11 protein-coding genes are annotated in these 16,010 nt (G+C 61.1%); 4 read left to right on the top strand and 7 right to left on the bottom strand.

Features of this window, described 5'->3' with window-relative positions; translation table 11 throughout:
* The first annotated feature begins 3 nt into the window (after positions 1-3).
* Positions 4-2,799 carry a phosphoenolpyruvate carboxylase gene (ppc, locus tag HY308_07740; GenBank protein ID MBI3898174.1) on the top strand — a complete coding sequence of 932 codons (2,796 nt, stop codon included), beginning with the start codon at positions 4-6 and terminating at the stop codon, positions 2,797-2,799.
* Positions 2,800-3,013: 214 nt separating this feature from the next.
* On the opposite strand, the gene accC is transcribed toward ppc, so the two are convergent.
* The 7 genes from accC to HY308_07705 form a co-directional block, all read right to left on the bottom strand.
* The gene (gene accC, locus HY308_07735; GenBank protein ID MBI3898173.1) at positions 3,014-4,354 is read right to left on the bottom strand and encodes an acetyl-CoA carboxylase biotin carboxylase subunit; all 1,341 of its coding nucleotides are present in this window, start codon (positions 4,352-4,354) and stop codon (positions 3,014-3,016) included.
* A gap of 10 nt (positions 4,355-4,364) precedes the next feature.
* Positions 4,365-4,817, bottom strand: coding sequence for an acetyl-CoA carboxylase biotin carboxyl carrier protein (locus tag HY308_07730; GenBank protein ID MBI3898172.1), 453 nt, complete (start codon positions 4,815-4,817; stop codon positions 4,365-4,367).
* Between the two features lie 148 nt (positions 4,818-4,965).
* Complete coding sequence (gene aroQ / locus HY308_07725; GenBank protein ID MBI3898171.1) at positions 4,966-5,409, bottom strand: type II 3-dehydroquinate dehydratase; 444 nt, start codon at positions 5,407-5,409, stop codon at positions 4,966-4,968.
* Between the two features lie 136 nt (positions 5,410-5,545).
* Positions 5,546-6,091 (bottom strand): redoxin domain-containing protein, encoded by a 546-nt coding sequence (locus tag HY308_07720; GenBank protein MBI3898170.1) that lies wholly within the window; start codon positions 6,089-6,091, stop codon positions 5,546-5,548.
* A 4-nt stretch (positions 6,092-6,095) separates the two neighbouring features.
* Positions 6,096-7,940, bottom strand: coding sequence for a protein-disulfide reductase DsbD (dsbD, locus tag HY308_07715; protein MBI3898169.1), 1,845 nt, complete (start codon positions 7,938-7,940; stop codon positions 6,096-6,098).
* Complete coding sequence (locus HY308_07710; GenBank protein ID MBI3898168.1) at positions 7,937-8,266, bottom strand: divalent-cation tolerance protein CutA; 330 nt, start codon at positions 8,264-8,266, stop codon at positions 7,937-7,939. Before HY308_07710 ends, dsbD begins: the two co-directional genes overlap by 4 nt.
* Before the next feature lie 191 nt (positions 8,267-8,457).
* Positions 8,458-9,780, bottom strand: a complete 1,323-nt coding sequence (locus HY308_07705) for a TolC family outer membrane protein (protein ID MBI3898167.1) — start codon at positions 9,778-9,780, stop codon at positions 8,458-8,460.
* Between the two features lie 162 nt (positions 9,781-9,942).
* Between HY308_07705 and HY308_07700 the strand changes: the two genes are divergently transcribed.
* The 3 genes from HY308_07700 to HY308_07690 all read left to right on the top strand — a co-directional run bounded on the left by HY308_07700 (position 9,943) and on the right by HY308_07690 (position 15,963).
* Positions 9,943-11,691, top strand: a complete 1,749-nt coding sequence (locus HY308_07700; protein MBI3898166.1) for an HlyD family efflux transporter periplasmic adaptor subunit — start codon at positions 9,943-9,945, stop codon at positions 11,689-11,691.
* Positions 11,692-11,755: 64 nt separating this feature from the next.
* Positions 11,756-13,897, top strand: a complete 2,142-nt coding sequence (locus HY308_07695; protein ID MBI3898165.1) for a hypothetical protein — start codon at positions 11,756-11,758, stop codon at positions 13,895-13,897.
* Positions 13,898-13,911: 14 nt separating this feature from the next.
* Positions 13,912-15,963 carry a prepilin peptidase gene (locus HY308_07690; GenBank protein MBI3898164.1) on the top strand — a complete coding sequence of 684 codons (2,052 nt, stop codon included), beginning with the start codon at positions 13,912-13,914 and terminating at the stop codon, positions 15,961-15,963.
* Positions 15,964-16,010 lie beyond the last annotated feature (47 nt).

Raw genomic sequence — 16,010 nt, 5'->3', positions numbered from 1 at the left:
CTCATGAGCACCAATCCCGTTACTCCGAAATACGCCACGCCGTCACTTTTGGCGCCGACTGACAAAGACACGCCGTTGCGCGAGGACATCCGCCTGTTGGGGCGGTTGCTCGGCGACACCGTTCGCGAGCAGCAGGGCGCGGAGATGTTCGAGCGCATCGAACGCATCCGGCAAATGGCGATTCGCTTCCGCCGCGACAGCGATGCGGTTGCCCGGCGCGAGCTCAACGAGACGCTCGATAATTTGAGTGTTGGCACCGTCATCTCGGTGGTGCGGGCGTTCAGTTTCTTCTCGCAACTCGCCAACATTGCCGAGGACTTACATCGCAACCGCCGCCGGCGCGTGCACCAAGATGCCGGCTCGCCGGCGCGCGATGGCACGTTGGAGTTGGCGCTGACGCGTGTGCGCGTGGCCGGTATAGACAAGTCGGCGTTGACGGCATTCTTCGACCACGCGCTGATTGCGCCGGTGCTGACGGCGCATCCGACCGAAGTGCAGCGCAAGAGCATTCTCGATTCGCAACGCGAGATCGCGCGCTTGCTGGCGTTGCGCGATCGCATGAACTTCTCGCTCGAAGAGTTGCACGAGAACGAAGAAGTACTGCGGCGCGTGGTGCTGACGCTGTGGCAGACGCGCATTCTACGCACCGCGCGCCTGACCGTACCGGACGAAATCGAAAACGGCCTGGCTTATTACCGCTACACATTCCTGCGCGAAGTACCGCGGTTGCACGCTGAAGTCGAAGATCGCCTCGCTGCGCACTTGAGCGATCCCACCTTCAAACTGTCGCCGGTGTTGCGCCTCGGCAGTTGGATCGGCGGCGATCGCGACGGCAATCCGTACGTCACCCAAGACATGACGCGTCACGCTATGCGCCGGCAGTCGACGGTGGCGCTCGAACATTATTTAGGTGAAGTGCATCAGCTCGGCGCCGAGCTCAGTATGGGCCGGAAGCTGGCGGCGATCAGTCCCGAGCTCGAGCGGTTGTCGCAGATCTCACCCGATCCGTCGGACCATCGTTTGGACGAGCCATATCGGCGGGCGTTGGTCGGCGTCTATGCACGCTTGGCGGCCACGTTACAAAAGCTCGATCAACAATCGGTCGAGCGCCGCGCGCTGGCGGAAGCGACGCCTTACGCCGATGCCGGCGAATTCGTACGCGATCTCGACGTCGTCGCCGACTCGCTCGAACGCAACGGCGGTCAGCGCATCGCCCGCGGTCGCTTGCGCCATCTGCGGCGCGCGGCGCAGGTGTTCGGCTTCCATTTGGCGCCGCTCGACATGCGCCAACACAGCGGCGTGCACGAGCAAGTCGTGAGCGAGCTATTCCGCCAAGCCAATAGCAGCGCCGATTATTCGGCGTTGCCCGAGGCCGATCGTTGTCGCTGGTTGTTGCAGGAAATCAGCACGTCGCGGCCGCTGCGCTCGCCGTATCTGCCGTACAGCGAGGACACGACCAAAGAGCTGGTGATCTTCGATACCGCTGCCGATCTGCACCGGCGTTACGGCAAAGTGGCGTTGCCGAACTACATCATTTCGAAAGCCGACGGCGTCAGCGACATGCTCGAAGTGGCGCTGATGCTCAAGGAAGTCGGCTTGCTGCGCCCGGGCACCGAGCCGCAGCTCGACATGAACATCATTCCGTTGTTCGAAACCATCGCCGACCTGCGTGGTTGCGGTCCGATCATGGATGAGTTGTTGGGCATGCCGGTGTATCGGCAGTTGCTGCACAGCCGCGGCAACGTGCAGGAAGTCATGCTCGGTTACTCCGACAGCAACAAGGACGGTGGTTTTCTCACCGCCAACTGGGAGTTGTACAAGGCCGAGGCGACATTGGTGGAAGTCTTCGCGCGTCACGGCGTCGAGCTGCGGCTGTTCCATGGCCGCGGCGGCACTGTCGGCCGCGGCGGCGGCCCGAGCTACCAAGGCATTTGTGCGCAACCGCCGGGCAGCGTCAACGGCCAGATCCGCATCACCGAACAGGGTGAGGTGATCGCCAGTAAATATGCCGACACCGAAATCGGCCGGCGCAATTTAGAAACGTTGATCGCTGCCACGCTCGAGACAACGTTACTGAACCATGCCGAGAGCGACGACTTTGCGGCGTATCATACGACGCTCGAACAAATGAGCGAGACCGCGTTCACGGCGTACCGCGGCTTGGTGTACGAGACGCCCGACTTCACCAAATTTTTCCGCACGGCAACGCCGATCGCGGAAATGGCCGATCTCAACATCGGCAGCCGGCCGGTGTCGCGCAAGAAGTCCGATCGCATCGAAGATCTGCGGGCGATCCCTTGGGTTTTCAGTTGGTCGTTATCGCGCGTGATGTTGCCGGGTTGGTACGGTTTTGGAACTGCCGTGCAATCGCTGGTCAATCGCTACGGCGACAACGCGTTGTCGCTGCTGCGCGAGATGCATGCCCGTTGGCCGTTCTTCCGCGTGTTGTTGTCGAACATGGATATGGTGCTGGCGAAGTCCGACCTCGGTATCGCCTCGCGCTACGCCGAGTTGGTCGACGATTTAGCGTTGCGCGATCACGTCTTCGGTCGCATCCAAGCCGAGTGGCATCTGACAGTGCAGCACTTGCTGGCGATCACCGGCCAACGCGAGCTGCTGCAAAGTAATCCCATGCTCGCGCGCAGCTTCCGCGGTCGCTCGCCGTACATCGATCCGTTGAATCACTTGCAGGTGACGTTGTTGCGCCGCTTCCGCGCGGGTGAGACAGATGATGGCGTGAAGCAGGCGATATTGTTGACGATCAACGGCATCGCCACCGGTCTGCGAAATAGTGGTTAGCAGGTTCCCCTCCCCCCTTGCGGGGGAGGGGGCAGGGGAGAGGGGGCTTAGTAGGCTCCTAAAGATGATCCCCCTCTCCCTTGTTGTATTCCCACCTGGGTACAGAAAAATCATCTGCACCCGTTCGGCGGCGCGAACACACGTTAAGTGTGTTCGCGAAAACTCCGCCTCACCTCCCGCAAGGGGGGAGGGAGACGCTCATTTGAGCGCCGAGTTACAGCCCCAACTTCTTTTCTAAATAATGAATGTTGGTCCCGCCATCGATGAAGTGCGTGTCGGTGAGGATGTCTTGATGCAGCGGGATGTTGGTCTTAATTCCGTCGATCACCATCTCCGACAACGCCACGCGCATACGCGCTAACGCGATGTCGCGTGTCTCGCCGAAGGTGATGACCTTGCCGATCATCGAGTCGTAGTACGGCGGCACGACGTAGTTGTTGTAGACATGTGAATCGACGCGCACGCCCGGGCCGCCGGGCGGGTGGTACTGCACGATGCGGCCGGGTGACGGCGTGAAGTTGCGCGGGTCTTCGGCGTTGATGCGGCATTCGATGGCGTGGCCGCGCCAGGCGATGTCTTTCTGCCGGTAGCTCAGTTTCTCGCCGGCGGCGATCAGGATTTGCTCGCGGACGATGTCGACGCCGGTGACCATCTCTGTGACCGGGTGCTCGACCTGCACGCGTGTGTTCATTTCGATGAAATAAAACTCACCGTCCTGAAATAAAAACTCGAAGGTTCCCGCGCCGCGATAACCGATGCGGCGGCAGGCCTCGGCACAACGTTCGCCGATGCGAATGCGTAGCTTTTCCGGTAGACCGGGTGCCGGCGATTCCTCGACCACCTTCTGGTGGCGCCGCTGCATCGAGCAATCGCGTTCGCCCAAGTGAATCGCATTGCCGTGGGTGTCGGCCAGTACTTGGAATTCAATGTGGCGCGGGTTGTCGAGGTACTTTTCCAGATACACCGTAGCGTTGCCGAAAGCAGCGCCGGCTTCGTTGCTGGTCATGGCGACGGCGTTAATCAGCGCCGCTTCGGTATGGACCACGCGCATGCCTTTGCCACCGCCGCCGCCGGTGGCCTTGATGATCACGGGATAACCGATCTGGGTGGCGATACGCAGAATCTCGCGGTCGTTTTTCGGCAGCGGCCCGTCCGAGCCGGGCACGCACGGGATGCCGGCGCGCTTCATCGCTTTGATCGCCGAGATCTTGTCGCCCATGAGGCGAATCGTCTCGGCGCGCGGGCCGATGAAGGTAAAGCCGCTCTTCTCGACGCGCTCGGCGAAATCGGCGTTTTCGGCGAGGAAGCCGTAGCCGGGGTGGATCGCCTGGGCGTCGGTCACCTCGGCGGCGCTGATGACGGCCGGAACATTAAGGTAGCTGTCCAGCGCTCGCGGTGGGCCGATGCAAACGGACTCGTCGGCGAGGCGGACATATTTGGCGTCGCGGTCGGCCTGCGAATACAACGCCACGGTTTTAATACCGAGCATGCGGCAGGCACGTTGAATACGCAGCGCGATCTCGCCGCGATTGGCAATCACGATCTTTTCGAACATGGGGGCGGGACTATTCGATGACGAACAACGGTTCGCCAAACTCTACCGGCTGACCGTTTTCTTTGAGGATCGCTTTGACGATGCCGGCCTTATCCGACTCGATCTGGTTCATCATCTTCATCGCCTCGATGATGCACAGCGGTTGACCGACTTTAACCTCGCTGCCGATTTCGACGAACGGCTTCGCGCCCGGGCTTGGGCTGCGGTAGAAAATGCCGACCATCGGCGACGTTACCGACTGTCCCGAATTTACCAGCGAGTGTGGGCCTTCTCCGGCGCCTCCGTTGCTAACTGCCGGTGCGGCGGCTGCTATTACCGACGTTGCCGCGGCGACGATTTGCGGGTGGCCGACCGAGCTCGCACGGCTAATGCGAATAGATTCTTCGCCCTCGCGGATTTCGATCTCGGCGAGGCTGGACTCCTCCAGCATTTCGATCAGTTTTTTAACTTTTCGTATGTCCATGAATAACTCCAAAAAAGGTTACCCCGTTATCGTCGTTCGTCTGCCATTCGGGGCAGCGACACCTGAATCTTCGTCGAACCCCAGCCTTTGATTCGCGGCTAACAGCGCACCGAAACGAACCTATACGTGTTCGTTGCTTGGCCGCTGCTTAGGGTTTTTTAATTCGTTCGATAGCGGCAGCGAGGGCCAATTCGTAACCCTGGGCACCGAGACCGGAAATCACGCCGACTGCCAGGTCGGAGAAATAAGAATGGCGGCGAAACGGTTCACGCGCGTAAACGTTCGAGAGATGGACTTCGATAAAAGGAATGCGCGTGGCTGCTAATGCGTCGCGTAAGGCGACGCTGGTATGGGTATAGGCCGCCGGGTTCAAGATGATGAACATCACACCGTCGGTGGCTGCCTGATGAACCCGGTCGATTAGGGCGTGTTCGGCATTGCTTTGAAAGCACTGCAGCTGATGACCGGCGGTCTTTGCCTGCTCAGTGAGACGCTTGCCGATCTGATCCAGCGTCGCGGTGCCGTAATGTTGAGGCTCGCGGGTGCCCAGGAGGTTGAGATTGGGTCCGTTCAGTACCAGCAGTTCTGCCATGATCGGAGCATTTCCCGGACGTTTGACGGGTTAAGATCGCGAGGCATTCTGCCCGGCAGCGGACACGTTGTCCAGCACCGGCCTGCTTTACCGACATTAAATTCGAGATAGCCGAAGATCGCTACAAGAGCGGGCTTTAAGGCGTTTGTTTGCGAGCAAGGGCTGCTTTTATGGCGGTTTCCAGCTCGGGGGCGCGATACGACCCTAGCTTGCGGCTGACAACCTGGCCGGCATGATCCAAGACGACGCTGAAGGGAAGCGAGCCGCTAGGATTTCCATAAGGCGCCAGGAGATCAAGGGCCTCGATTTCACCGATTAGAATGGGGTAGTTGAAGTGTATTTTTTCCTGAAACTCGGTTACTGCCTCCTCGTCGTCAATGGCAATCCCAACGATTTGCAGACCTTGAGCGGCATAGCGTGTCTGCATGTTCTTAAGTAGCGGGATTTCGTCGCGACAGGGTGCGCACCAACTTGCCCAGAAATTAAGCAGGACGACTTTGCCGCGCCATTCCGACAGATGGTGTGAATAGCCGTCGATATCGGGCAGCGCAAAATCGCTAGGCGGTGTTGCCGGCGCTAGCTCGGGCGCCGGCTTAAAGAGCGTCGCGACCCAAAAGCCGGTGGCAATCCCGGCGACGGCAATGGTGGCGAACAACGCATAACGAAGATGGCGCGATGACATAGCGTTAGATTTTGCCGAGCCGCGCTAGCAGCTCGGTGGTCGATTGAAAGCCATACACCAGCAATTCGCGTCGTTCCTGACCGCTGGCATCGATGAACACCATGGCGGGTGGTGCATAGATACCGAAGCGCTGCTTCAGCGCCTGAATTTCTGAATGGCTGTTTTCGGTGATGTCGGCTTGGAGCGCGACCACGTTCTTCAGCGCTTTTTGGACGTCCGGGTTGCGAAAGGTGGTGCCTTCCATCCGTACGCAGTCGGTGCACCAGTCGGCATAGTAATCGACGACTACCGGCCGACCGGCGGCTTTGGCTTGCGCCAAGTGTTGCTCGAGATCGGCGACGTTGCGCACACGGATGAAGCGAGTTGTTTCAACGACGGCGCCGGCTGGGTTGTTAACGGCGGCGGTTTGCCAATGGGTCGGCAACGGATGGAGCACATCGCGTTCGCCGGCGAAGCCGCCCACTAACGCCAGTATGCCCCAGATCAATAACACCGTGCCGAGACCTTTCCATAAATAACGCCAGCCACTGGCGTTATCGGGCAGTCGTTGGTTGGCACCGAGATAAACGCCGCTGACGATGAAGAATGTGCCCCACAACATCAGCACCGGCACCGCCGGCAGTGCGCCGAGCAAGTAGATGGCGACGGCGATCAACATCGCACCGAAGACATGCTTGATCGTCTCCATCCAGGTGCCGACCTTCGGCAACAGAAAGCTCGCGCCCACACCGAGCAATACGAGAAATACGCCCTGCCCATGCGCCAACGCGAACATCAGACTACCGCCAAGCACCGGGTCGTGGGTCTGCATCGCCGCCCCGAGCACGGTCAGCAAGATCGGTGTGGCGCACGCGCCGACGATAAGCGCCGACAGCAGTCCGAGGACGAACACGCCGAAGTACGCACCGCCGCGCAAATGCCGGCTGCGTTGGTGCACGTGATGACTGTGATGATGCAGGAACGACTGGATAAAGCCGGGTATCTGCAGCTCGAAAAAACCGAACATCGACAATGCCAGCACCCCCAAAATTGCCGTGAACGTGCCGATAGCCCAGGGGTTTTGGAAATAGGCTTGTAGATGTTCGCCGCTCGCGCCGGCGAGCGCGCCGGCGACGGTGTAGGTCACGGCGGTGCCGACGACATAGCTATAAGAGAGCAGACCGCCTTCGAGCTTGGTCAACTTTTTATCGCCCGAGCCGACGATGGCGCTGGAGAGAATCGGCACCATCGGCAATACGCACGGTGTAAAAGTCAGGAGCATGCCGAAGCCGAACGCGCCGAGCAGATAGAGCAGGAATTTTCCGTTTGCGGGTGGTGGCGTCGGCGATGGGCTCAAGGCGTTGTCGAGCGAATCGAGCGCAAACGTTTTCGTGATCGGCGCATAACAAATGGCGACCGGTGTCTCGGCACAGCCTTGGTAGGTCACCCTAAGCGCCGCACCGCTCGGTTGCGTTAGGCCGTTGATCGGCACGCGCAATTCGAAGGAATGGTGGTATACCGCGGTGCTACCGATAAATTCATCCGCTTTCGGCGTACCCGGCGGGAGTTCGTATTTGCCGAGCGTCGGCGCCGCCGATGCCGATGTTGCCAATTCGATCTTGGTCTTATCGCGATACAGGTAGCAGCAATCGGCAATGGTAAAACGCAGCAACAGCTCGTTCGGCCCAGCAGCCGTGACGTTCACCCGGAACGCTTGTTCCGGATCCACCGGCTCGGCGCTATTGCCTGAACTGAATGTCTTTAGCAGCGAGCCCGGCGTCGATGAGTTAGCGGTAACGGGCGATGCTTCCGGCGCTGCCTGTACGGCAACGGTGAACAGCAACAGCAGGCAAGCGAGATATTGGGTCATGGAATATGGTCAGGATTCTCGATCCAAGCGAGATAGGCCGGCAAGCCGCCGGTAATTGGGACGGCAATAATCTCGGGAAGTTCATAAGAATGCAGCACCCGAATGCGTTTTTCCAAAGCGACGTAGTCGGACACGCAGGATTTGATGATCAACAATTGCTCGTTGGCCGACTCTACTTGTCCACGCCAGCGATAGATCGACCGCATCGGCGGCAGAATGTTGACGCAAGCGGCCAGCTGTTCCTCGATCAGCGCGTGCGCGATGCGTTCCGCCAACTCGATATTGGGGCAGGTAGTCAACACTAATTGATAGATAGTGGCGCTCATGGGGTAGTCGTCGGCCCGGTCATTTTTAAAAAGCGGATTTTTATTGATCGCCCTAGTTTACGGTAAGCGCCGTTAAGTTAGGCATACTCCTTCAACAGGTTGCCGTACGGGCGACCGTGAAGTTGTCGTTACCGGGAATGACCAACGACAGGCGACGGTAGAGGTGCCGCGACCGACAAGGTGGCAGGAAGTTAATTGAACCAGCCGGCGAGTGCTGTTATGTCCGCTTGTGACAATGTGCCGACCGCCTCCTTAAGGCGCAAGGTATTCAATATATAGGTGTAGTGCGCGGCTGCATGGTCGCGTTGGGTGCGCAGTAGCGTCCGCTTCGCGCCAAGAACGTCGACCGCCGTGCGTGTTCCCGCCTGGAATCCGGTTTCGACAGCATCGAGTGCCGCTTCGGTCGAAGCGATCGAGCGCGTTAGTGCGCCGACGCGGCTGATGCTGGCGATCACGGCGCGGTAAGCGTCGCTGGTTTGGCGGATCACGGCGCGCCGTTGCTGCTCGGCGCGCTCACGGGCTTCGGTGTAACGTTCCTGGGCTTCACGTACTTGCGCGCTGATCTGGCCGCCCGAGTACAGCGGTACGTTGAGCTGCAGCGCAATCGCGTTGTCCTTGATATCGCTGTCGCCGAAACGCCCACCGCTCTCTGTTTTCGACGACGTCGCGACCAGATCGAGCGAAGGGTAGTGACCGGCGCGCTGACGAGCGATTTCCTGTTCGGCCACGCGCGCCGCACCGGTGGCGGCGAGCAGTTTTTGATTTTCCTGCTCGGCCAGTCGGCTCCACGCATCGAGCGTTGCCGGCTCGGGGGCGAGCAACGGGATTTCGATGTTGAGCCGGCGCAACGGCTGCGGATAGTTGTCGCTAAGCTCGCGTAACGCTTCTTCGGCGCTGGTCAAACGCGACTCGGCATCGATCTCTTGCGTGATCGCGAGATCGTGACTCGCTTCGACTTCGCGTAAATCGGTGAGTGCGCCGACGCCGATGCTGTGGCGCACGCGGATTTGTTCAAGCTGACGTGCCACCGCCGTGCGATCCGCGCGTGCAAATTCGAGATTATCTTGTGCTGCCAGAACCTCGAAATAGCGTTCAGCAACACGCACGATAAAGGCTTGCTGCACGGCGCGGTACTCCGCTTGCGCCTGCGTGATCTGCGCCGTCGTTTGGTCAATATGCGTGAACAAGTCGCGGCGAAACACCGGCTGGCGCAAGGTCAGGGTGTAGGTATTGCTGTCGAAGCGAAATTCGCCGGTGTTACCCACGCCGGTCTCGAGCACGTCTTGCCGGTTCTTGGCCGATTCCGCGCTTGCCGACAGCGATGGCAGCAACGCGCGCAAACTCTGACTGCGTGCCGCATCGGTAGCGGCGAACGCTGCCGCGGCGGCTCGCATTTCCGGCGCTTTCTGCAGCGCCAGTGCATAAATTTCGGGTAAGCCAGGTGCACCGGCCGACCAAGCCGGTGTGAAAACGACGAAGCAGGAAGCCACGACTAGCACTGCCTTACGCCACATCTCGCTGATTCCCTTATCAGTTGTTGTCTAAAGATGGTCGGCGGATAAATCTCCGGTTACCCCGTGCGAAAGCAGAATCCATGCCATTTGCCGCTTGCCGTGCAAATAGGCACGGGCTTTGCAATTTAACTAGCCAATTACACGCATCTCGTCTCGGATCGCATGCTAGGGAGCGCCCCCGTAAACCATTGGCTTTCGGTTCAGTGCCGGCTTATCGACGCCACGGCCAAAGGGGTCGTTTTTGTCGGCGCAGCCGATGGCAGCTGCACGGCGACGGCAGTGTCGCCGGCGGACTACGCCGTTAGCCCGGTCATGACCGCCGCCGCGCGCGGCGCGATTCAGCACGGCCAATTTTTGTTCGCCGCCGGCAACGACAGCGAACATGAAATGCTCGCGGCGCCGCTCGTGCGCGATGGAAAAATTTACGGTGCCGTTGTGTTCGAGGTTCCACGCCTGACGAATGAGCAACGCGCACCGCTTGCGCAAATGTTGCAGGTCGGCAGTTTATGGCTCGACCAACTCGAATTGCCGGCAACACCGAAACGCACCGAGCAATTGGGCGCTGTGCTCGACCTGGTCGCCGCCTGCTTGACGGCCGATTCGTTTGCGGCGGCGGCGACCACGCTCGTGACCGAGCTGGCGGCACGACTTGGTTGCGATCGCGTTAGCCTCGGCGTGATCCACGGTCGCCATATCAAGCTGCAAGCGCTCGCCAACAACGCCGGCTTCTCGCAACGGCAGCAGCTCGCGCGGCAACTCGAAGCGGCAATGGACGAAGCGCTTGAACACGAGACCACCGTGTTGCATCCGCCGGTGCCGAACACCCGCGTCCCGATCGCGCATGCCGAACTCGCGCGCTGGCAACAAAGCAGCGCGATCTGCACGATCCCGTTGCATCATCGGCAGAGCTTGCTCGGTGCGCTGACATTCGAGCGCAGTGCCGCGCAATCGTCGTGGGACGCCGACAACGCGCGTTTGTTCGAGCAGATTGCGCTGCTCGTTGGCCCGATTTTGCAATTACGTCGTTCCGAGGATCGTGGATTACTGTCGATGATCGGCGATGCGGCGCACGCGCAATGGCAACGTTGGTTCGGCCCGGGACATTTACTTACCAAGCTCGGTGGCGGATCGGTCGTCTTGCTGTTAGTGCTGCTGACGGTCATTTCCGGTCAGTATCAAGTCACCGCCGACGCGTTGCTCGAAGGACGTATCGAACGCATCGTCGCCGCGCCGCAAAAAGGATTTCTGCAAAGCGTCAGCGCGCGGCCGGGCGATGTCGTCACCCAAGGTGCGGTGCTCGCGGCGCTGGACGACCGCGATCTCAAACTCGAACAGCTGAAGTGGTCGGCGAAGCAGGAGCAGGTGTTGCAGGAATATCGGCGCGCGCTCGCCGAGCATGACCGCATCCAAATCGGCGTGCTGAACGCACAGCTAGCGCAAGCCGAATCGCAACTCGCGCTCACCGAGAAGCAGCTCGGTCGGGCGCAGCTGATCGCACCGTTCGACGGCATCGTTATCAGCGGCGACTTCAGCCAAGCGCTCGGCTCGCCGGTCGAACGCGGGCAAGTGCTGTTCAAGCTGGCGCCGCTCGATGACTACCGCGTGATCTTGAAAGTCGATGAAACCGATATTGCCGACGTGCGCGCCGGTCAACGCGGACGGCTGACGTTGACGGCGATGCCGGACGAGGCGCTGGCGATCGTGGTCGAGCGCATCACGCCGGTGGCGAGCACGGATGCGCATGCCAATTATTTCCGGGTCGAGGCCAAGCTCGACAAACCGCTGAATTATTTACGCCCCGGCATGCAAGGCATCGCCAAAATCGATATCGACTCGCGGCAATTGATTTCCATCTGGACACGCTCGCTCATTAACTGGCTGCGCTTGAAGTGGTGGTCATGGTTGCCGTAGCGCTAGCAAACTCTCTCCCCCGAAAACCACCGGGGAGAGGCGACTGTTTTTGAAGGGAATACGCATGGCTGAACCGTTATTCAGTCCCCACTGGTATCGCGTCGCTAAGCTACGCCCGCGATTGCCGCCGCACGCGCGTGTGCATCGGCATCACTACCGTGACGGCGCCTGGTGCGTGCTCGAAGACACCGCCGCCGGCCGTCAATATCGCTTTAATCGTGACGCCGAAGCGTTGATCGCGCCGATGGATGGTGTGCTCACGGTCGAGCAGATTTGCCAGCGCGCCGTCGCCGAGCTCGGCGATGCTGCGCCGACGCAGACACAAGTCATTCAGTTACTCAGCCAACTGCATGCGGCCGATCTGTTGTTGGGCGATTTACCGCCCGACACCGCCGCGTTATTCGAGCGCCAGCAACGAGCTGCACGCCATCGTTGGCGTAATCTGATGTTGAATCCGTTGTCACTGCGGTTACCGCTGTTCGATCCCGATCGATTCTTGCAGCGGGCGCTGCCGTGGGTTAGGCCGCTCTTCAGTAGGACGTTTGCGATCGTGTGGCTGGCGACGGTCGCCGTCGCCGCGCTGCTCGCGCTCAAGCACGGCCCGGCCATCGCCGCGCATGCCGCCGATCAGGCGCTGACGCCGAATAACTTATGGTTGTTGGCCGCGCTCTACCCGTTGGTGAAGACAGTGCATGAGCTCGGCCATGCCTGCGCCACTAAAGTGTGGGGCGGCGCGGTACACGAAGTCGGCCTGATGTTGCTCGTGTTCGTGCCGGTACCTTATGTGAACGCGTCGGCGGCGTCGGCATTTCCTGAGCGGCAACGGCGCATGATCGTCGCCGCCGCTGGTGTCGGCGTCGAGCTTTTCATCGCCGCGTTGGCGTTGTTCGCGTGGATCGTGCTGCAACCCGGCGTCGTGCGCGACATCGCGCTCGACCTCATGTTGATTGGCGGTGTGTCGACGGCGTTGTTCAACGGCAATCCGCTGCTGCGCTACGACGGCTACTACGTGCTGACCGACGCCATCGGTATCCCCGGACTCGGTGCACGCGCCACGCGTTATTACGCTTATCTCGCGCAACGCTATTTGTTTGGTTTGCGTACCACGGAATCGCCGGTCAGTGTCGCCGGCGAGCGCGGCTGGTTCATCGTCTACGGTTTGGCAGCGTTCGTTTACCGCATCGGTATCGGCATCGCCGTCGTTTTATATTTGAGTTCCAGCTACCTCGTGCTCGGCATCGCGCTCGCGCTGTGGCTGTTGGTCGTGCAGGTCGCGCATCCGTTGTTCAACGGCGCGCGCTTCGTATTGCGTAGTCCGTTGCTACAAGGTCAGCGGCGGCGCGCGCTACTGACGGCGTTCGGCGGTGCGGCGATGTTGTTGCTAGCGTTGATTGCGCTGCCGTTGCCGCTGTCGACGCACGCGGTCGGTGTGGTGTGGTTGCCGGAGCAAGCCCAAGTTCGCGCGGGTGCCGATGGTTTCGTCGAGGAAGTGCTGCTGGCCGACGCCAGCGCGGTGCAGCCGGGCGACGCGCTCGTGCGTATTGTCGATCCCGACGTCGAATTGCAATTGCGTGCGCTCGAGGCCGAGCAGCGCGAGCTTGAGCGGCGCTACTACGCGCTGATCGAGACCGATCGCGTTGCCGCCGCCGGCATGCAGCAACAGCTGCGGGCCGCCGATGGAACATTGGCGCGTCTGCGCGAGCGTGCCGCCGAGCAAATTCTCCGTGCCGGTACCGCCGGTACGTTGGTAATTCCCGACGCCACAAATTTGCCGGGACGCTTCGTCAAACAAGGCGAGGTCATCGGTTTCGTCGTCGATCGGAACGCGCTCACCGCGCGCATCGTCGTGCGGCAAGCCGACATCGGCTCGATTCGCCGCGACACGCGCGCCGTCACGATCATGCCGGCCGACGCGCCGGGCGCGGAAGTGGCGGCGCACCTGTTGCGCCAAGTCGGTGGCGCTATCGATCGACTACCGAGCCGCGCGCTCGCGGCACCGAACGGTATTACGGTCGATCCGCTCGATGAGTCGGGCATGCGCACGCGCGAGCCGATTTTTCAAATCGATCTGGCGTTGCCGGCCGACGTTGCCTGGACCCGCATCGGCACGCGTGTTTACGCGCGCTTCGACCACGGTTACGAACCGTTGGTGTTTCGTTGGCAGCGCGCGTTGCGCCGTCAATTGCTGCGCCAAGTTGCCGACTAAATGGCCGCCAGCCGATGAGCTCCGCGCCCACGCCGTCGTCAGCGCCGCTCGACCCCGCGGAAATCACCGCGCGGTTCGCGGCGCGAGCACGGCCGTTCCTGCGGCCCGGCGTGCGCTTTGGTCTTTATCCGCAACGCCGTCTTGCCGCTGACGAACGCCTTGAACGCACGCTCGAGCGCCTATTGCTACCGCTGCATCCGCCGCGCGCCGCGCGCGTTCGACAGTGGCCGGCATTCTTGCGCGAGCTCGAACGCTACGATCGAGCGCTGCGGCAACTGAATGAGCCGGACATGGAACGCTGGATCCAAGCGTTGCGCCGGCGATTGTGGCGCGCGCATCTGTCACCGGAAAACATTGCCTGCGCGTTCGCCACGGTGCGCGAGTTGACGCAGCGCACGCTCGGGTTACGACACCACGACCAACAAGTTATTGCCGGTTGGGCGCTACTCGACGGCCTGCTTGCCGAGATGGTAACCGGCGAAGGTAAGACCCTCACGGCCACGCTCGCGGCTTGCACCGCCGCGCTCGCTGGCATTCCGGTGCACATTGTGACCGTCAACGACTACCTAGCGCGGCGTGATGCGGAACTGATGGCGCCGATTTACCGGCGCTTCGGGCTGAGCGTTGGCGTCGTCACCGCCGACGTCGCCACGCGCGAGCGGCGCACGGCGTATGCCGCCGATATTACCTACTGCACTAGCCAACAACTGGTGTTCGATTACTTGCGCGATCGACTGACGCTCGGTGGTGATGTCGACGAGCTGCGTTTGCAATTGAGCGCGCTCTGCACCGGCGAACGTCGTACCGAGCAACTACTGTTGCGCGGACTCTACTTCGCCATCGTCGACGAGGCCGACAGTATTTTCGTCGACGAAGCGCGCACACCCTTGATTCTCGCCGGTGCTGGCGGCGACAACGGTTTTGCCGAGCACTACCGACCGGCGCTCTGGCTCGCCGAGCAACTACAACCGGGTCACGATTTCACGCTGGATGAAACCGCGCGACGTATCGCCTTAACCCGCAACGGTGCCCGTCGACTGGCTGAGATCGGTCGCCCGCTCGGTAGTGTCTGGGCCGATCAACGCAAGCGCGAAGCGCTGACCGAGCAGGCGTTAGCTGCGCGTCATTTATATCAGCGCGACCGGCATTACTTGGTGCGCAACGGCCGTGTCGAAATCATCGACGAGCACACCGGCCGCACATTACCGGATCGCTCGTGGGAGCAGGGACTGCAGCAGATGATCGAGGTTAAAGAAGGACTGCCGCCGAGCGCGCCGCCGCAACCGCTCGCGCGCATCAGCTATCAGCGTTTCTTTCAGCGTTATCTGCGACTCGCGGGTATGTCGGGCACGCTGCGCGAAGTGGGCGGCGAGTTGCGTCGCGTATACGGCCTATCGGTCGTGACAGTACCGCGGCACCGGCCAAGTCAGTTGCGTACGAGCGGTGCGCACTATTTTCGACGTGCCGCCGATAAGTGGCCGGCAATCGTGCAGGCGATTCAGCGCGAGCACGCCGCCGGCCGGCCGGTGCTCGTCGGTACGCGCACGTTGGTCGAGTCGGAGCAACTCAGTGCCTTACTTAATAGCGCCGGCGTCGTTCACCAAATACTCAACGCCCGCCAAGATGCTGACGAGGCCGCGATCGTCGCCCGCGCCGGCCAGACCGCGCAGGTAACGATCGCGACCAATATGGCTGGCCGCGGAACCGACATCGTTCTGGCTGAGCAGGTCAGTGCGCGCGGCGGATTGCATGTGATCTTGTGCGCGCCTAACGACTCGCGCCGCGTCGACCGCCAATTGATCGGCCGCTGCGCGCGTCAGGGCGACCCGGGCAGTTATGAAGTTTTCGGCTCGCTCGAAGACGACGTGATCCGACTACAGTTAGGGAATTGGCCGCGGTGGTTCACGCGCCGCACCGTGTCGATGATTCCAACGTGGCTCGGCGCTGGTTTTGTCTGGTTAGCGCAGCAGCTTGCCGAGCACCGTCATCGCCGCGCACGCCGCGCGTTGCTGCGCGATGACGAACGCCGCGACGAGCGCATGGCGTTCTCCGGCCGCGCTGAATAGATTCGTATTTATATCCCCTCTCCCGCTTGCGGGAGAGAGGTGGGGGG

This window comes from Gammaproteobacteria bacterium, from assembly GCA_016199745.1.
Lineage (GTDB): Bacteria > Pseudomonadota > Gammaproteobacteria > Acidiferrobacterales > Sulfurifustaceae > JACQFZ01.
This window is presented reverse-complemented; position numbering and strand designations above follow the sequence as displayed.

What these genes read in the sequence shown, in the direction of transcription:
- HY308_07690 (MBI3898164.1), top strand. Translation starts at nt 13,912, where the DNA reads ATGAGCTCCGCGCCCACGCCGTCGTCAGCGCCGCTCGACCCCGCGGAA.
- HY308_07705 (MBI3898167.1), bottom strand. Translation starts at nt 9,780, where the DNA reads ATGTGGCGTAAGGCAGTGCTAGTCGTGGCTTCCTGCTTCGTCGTTTTC.
- dsbD (MBI3898169.1), bottom strand. Translation starts at nt 7,940, where the DNA reads ATGACCCAATATCTCGCTTGCCTGCTGTTGCTGTTCACCGTTGCCGTA.
- HY308_07720 (MBI3898170.1), bottom strand. Translation starts at nt 6,091, where the DNA reads ATGTCATCGCGCCATCTTCGTTATGCGTTGTTCGCCACCATTGCCGTC.
- aroQ (MBI3898171.1), bottom strand. Translation starts at nt 5,409, where the DNA reads ATGGCAGAACTGCTGGTACTGAACGGACCCAATCTCAACCTCCTGGGC.
- HY308_07710 (MBI3898168.1), bottom strand. Translation starts at nt 8,266, where the DNA reads ATGAGCGCCACTATCTATCAATTAGTGTTGACTACCTGCCCCAATATC.
- accC (MBI3898173.1), bottom strand. Translation starts at nt 4,354, where the DNA reads ATGTTCGAAAAGATCGTGATTGCCAATCGCGGCGAGATCGCGCTGCGT.
- ppc (MBI3898174.1), top strand. Translation starts at nt 4, where the DNA reads ATGAGCACCAATCCCGTTACTCCGAAATACGCCACGCCGTCACTTTTG.
- HY308_07730 (MBI3898172.1), bottom strand. Translation starts at nt 4,817, where the DNA reads ATGGACATACGAAAAGTTAAAAAACTGATCGAAATGCTGGAGGAGTCC.
- HY308_07700 (MBI3898166.1), top strand. Translation starts at nt 9,943, where the DNA reads ATGCTAGGGAGCGCCCCCGTAAACCATTGGCTTTCGGTTCAGTGCCGG.
- HY308_07695 (MBI3898165.1), top strand. Translation starts at nt 11,756, where the DNA reads ATGGCTGAACCGTTATTCAGTCCCCACTGGTATCGCGTCGCTAAGCTA.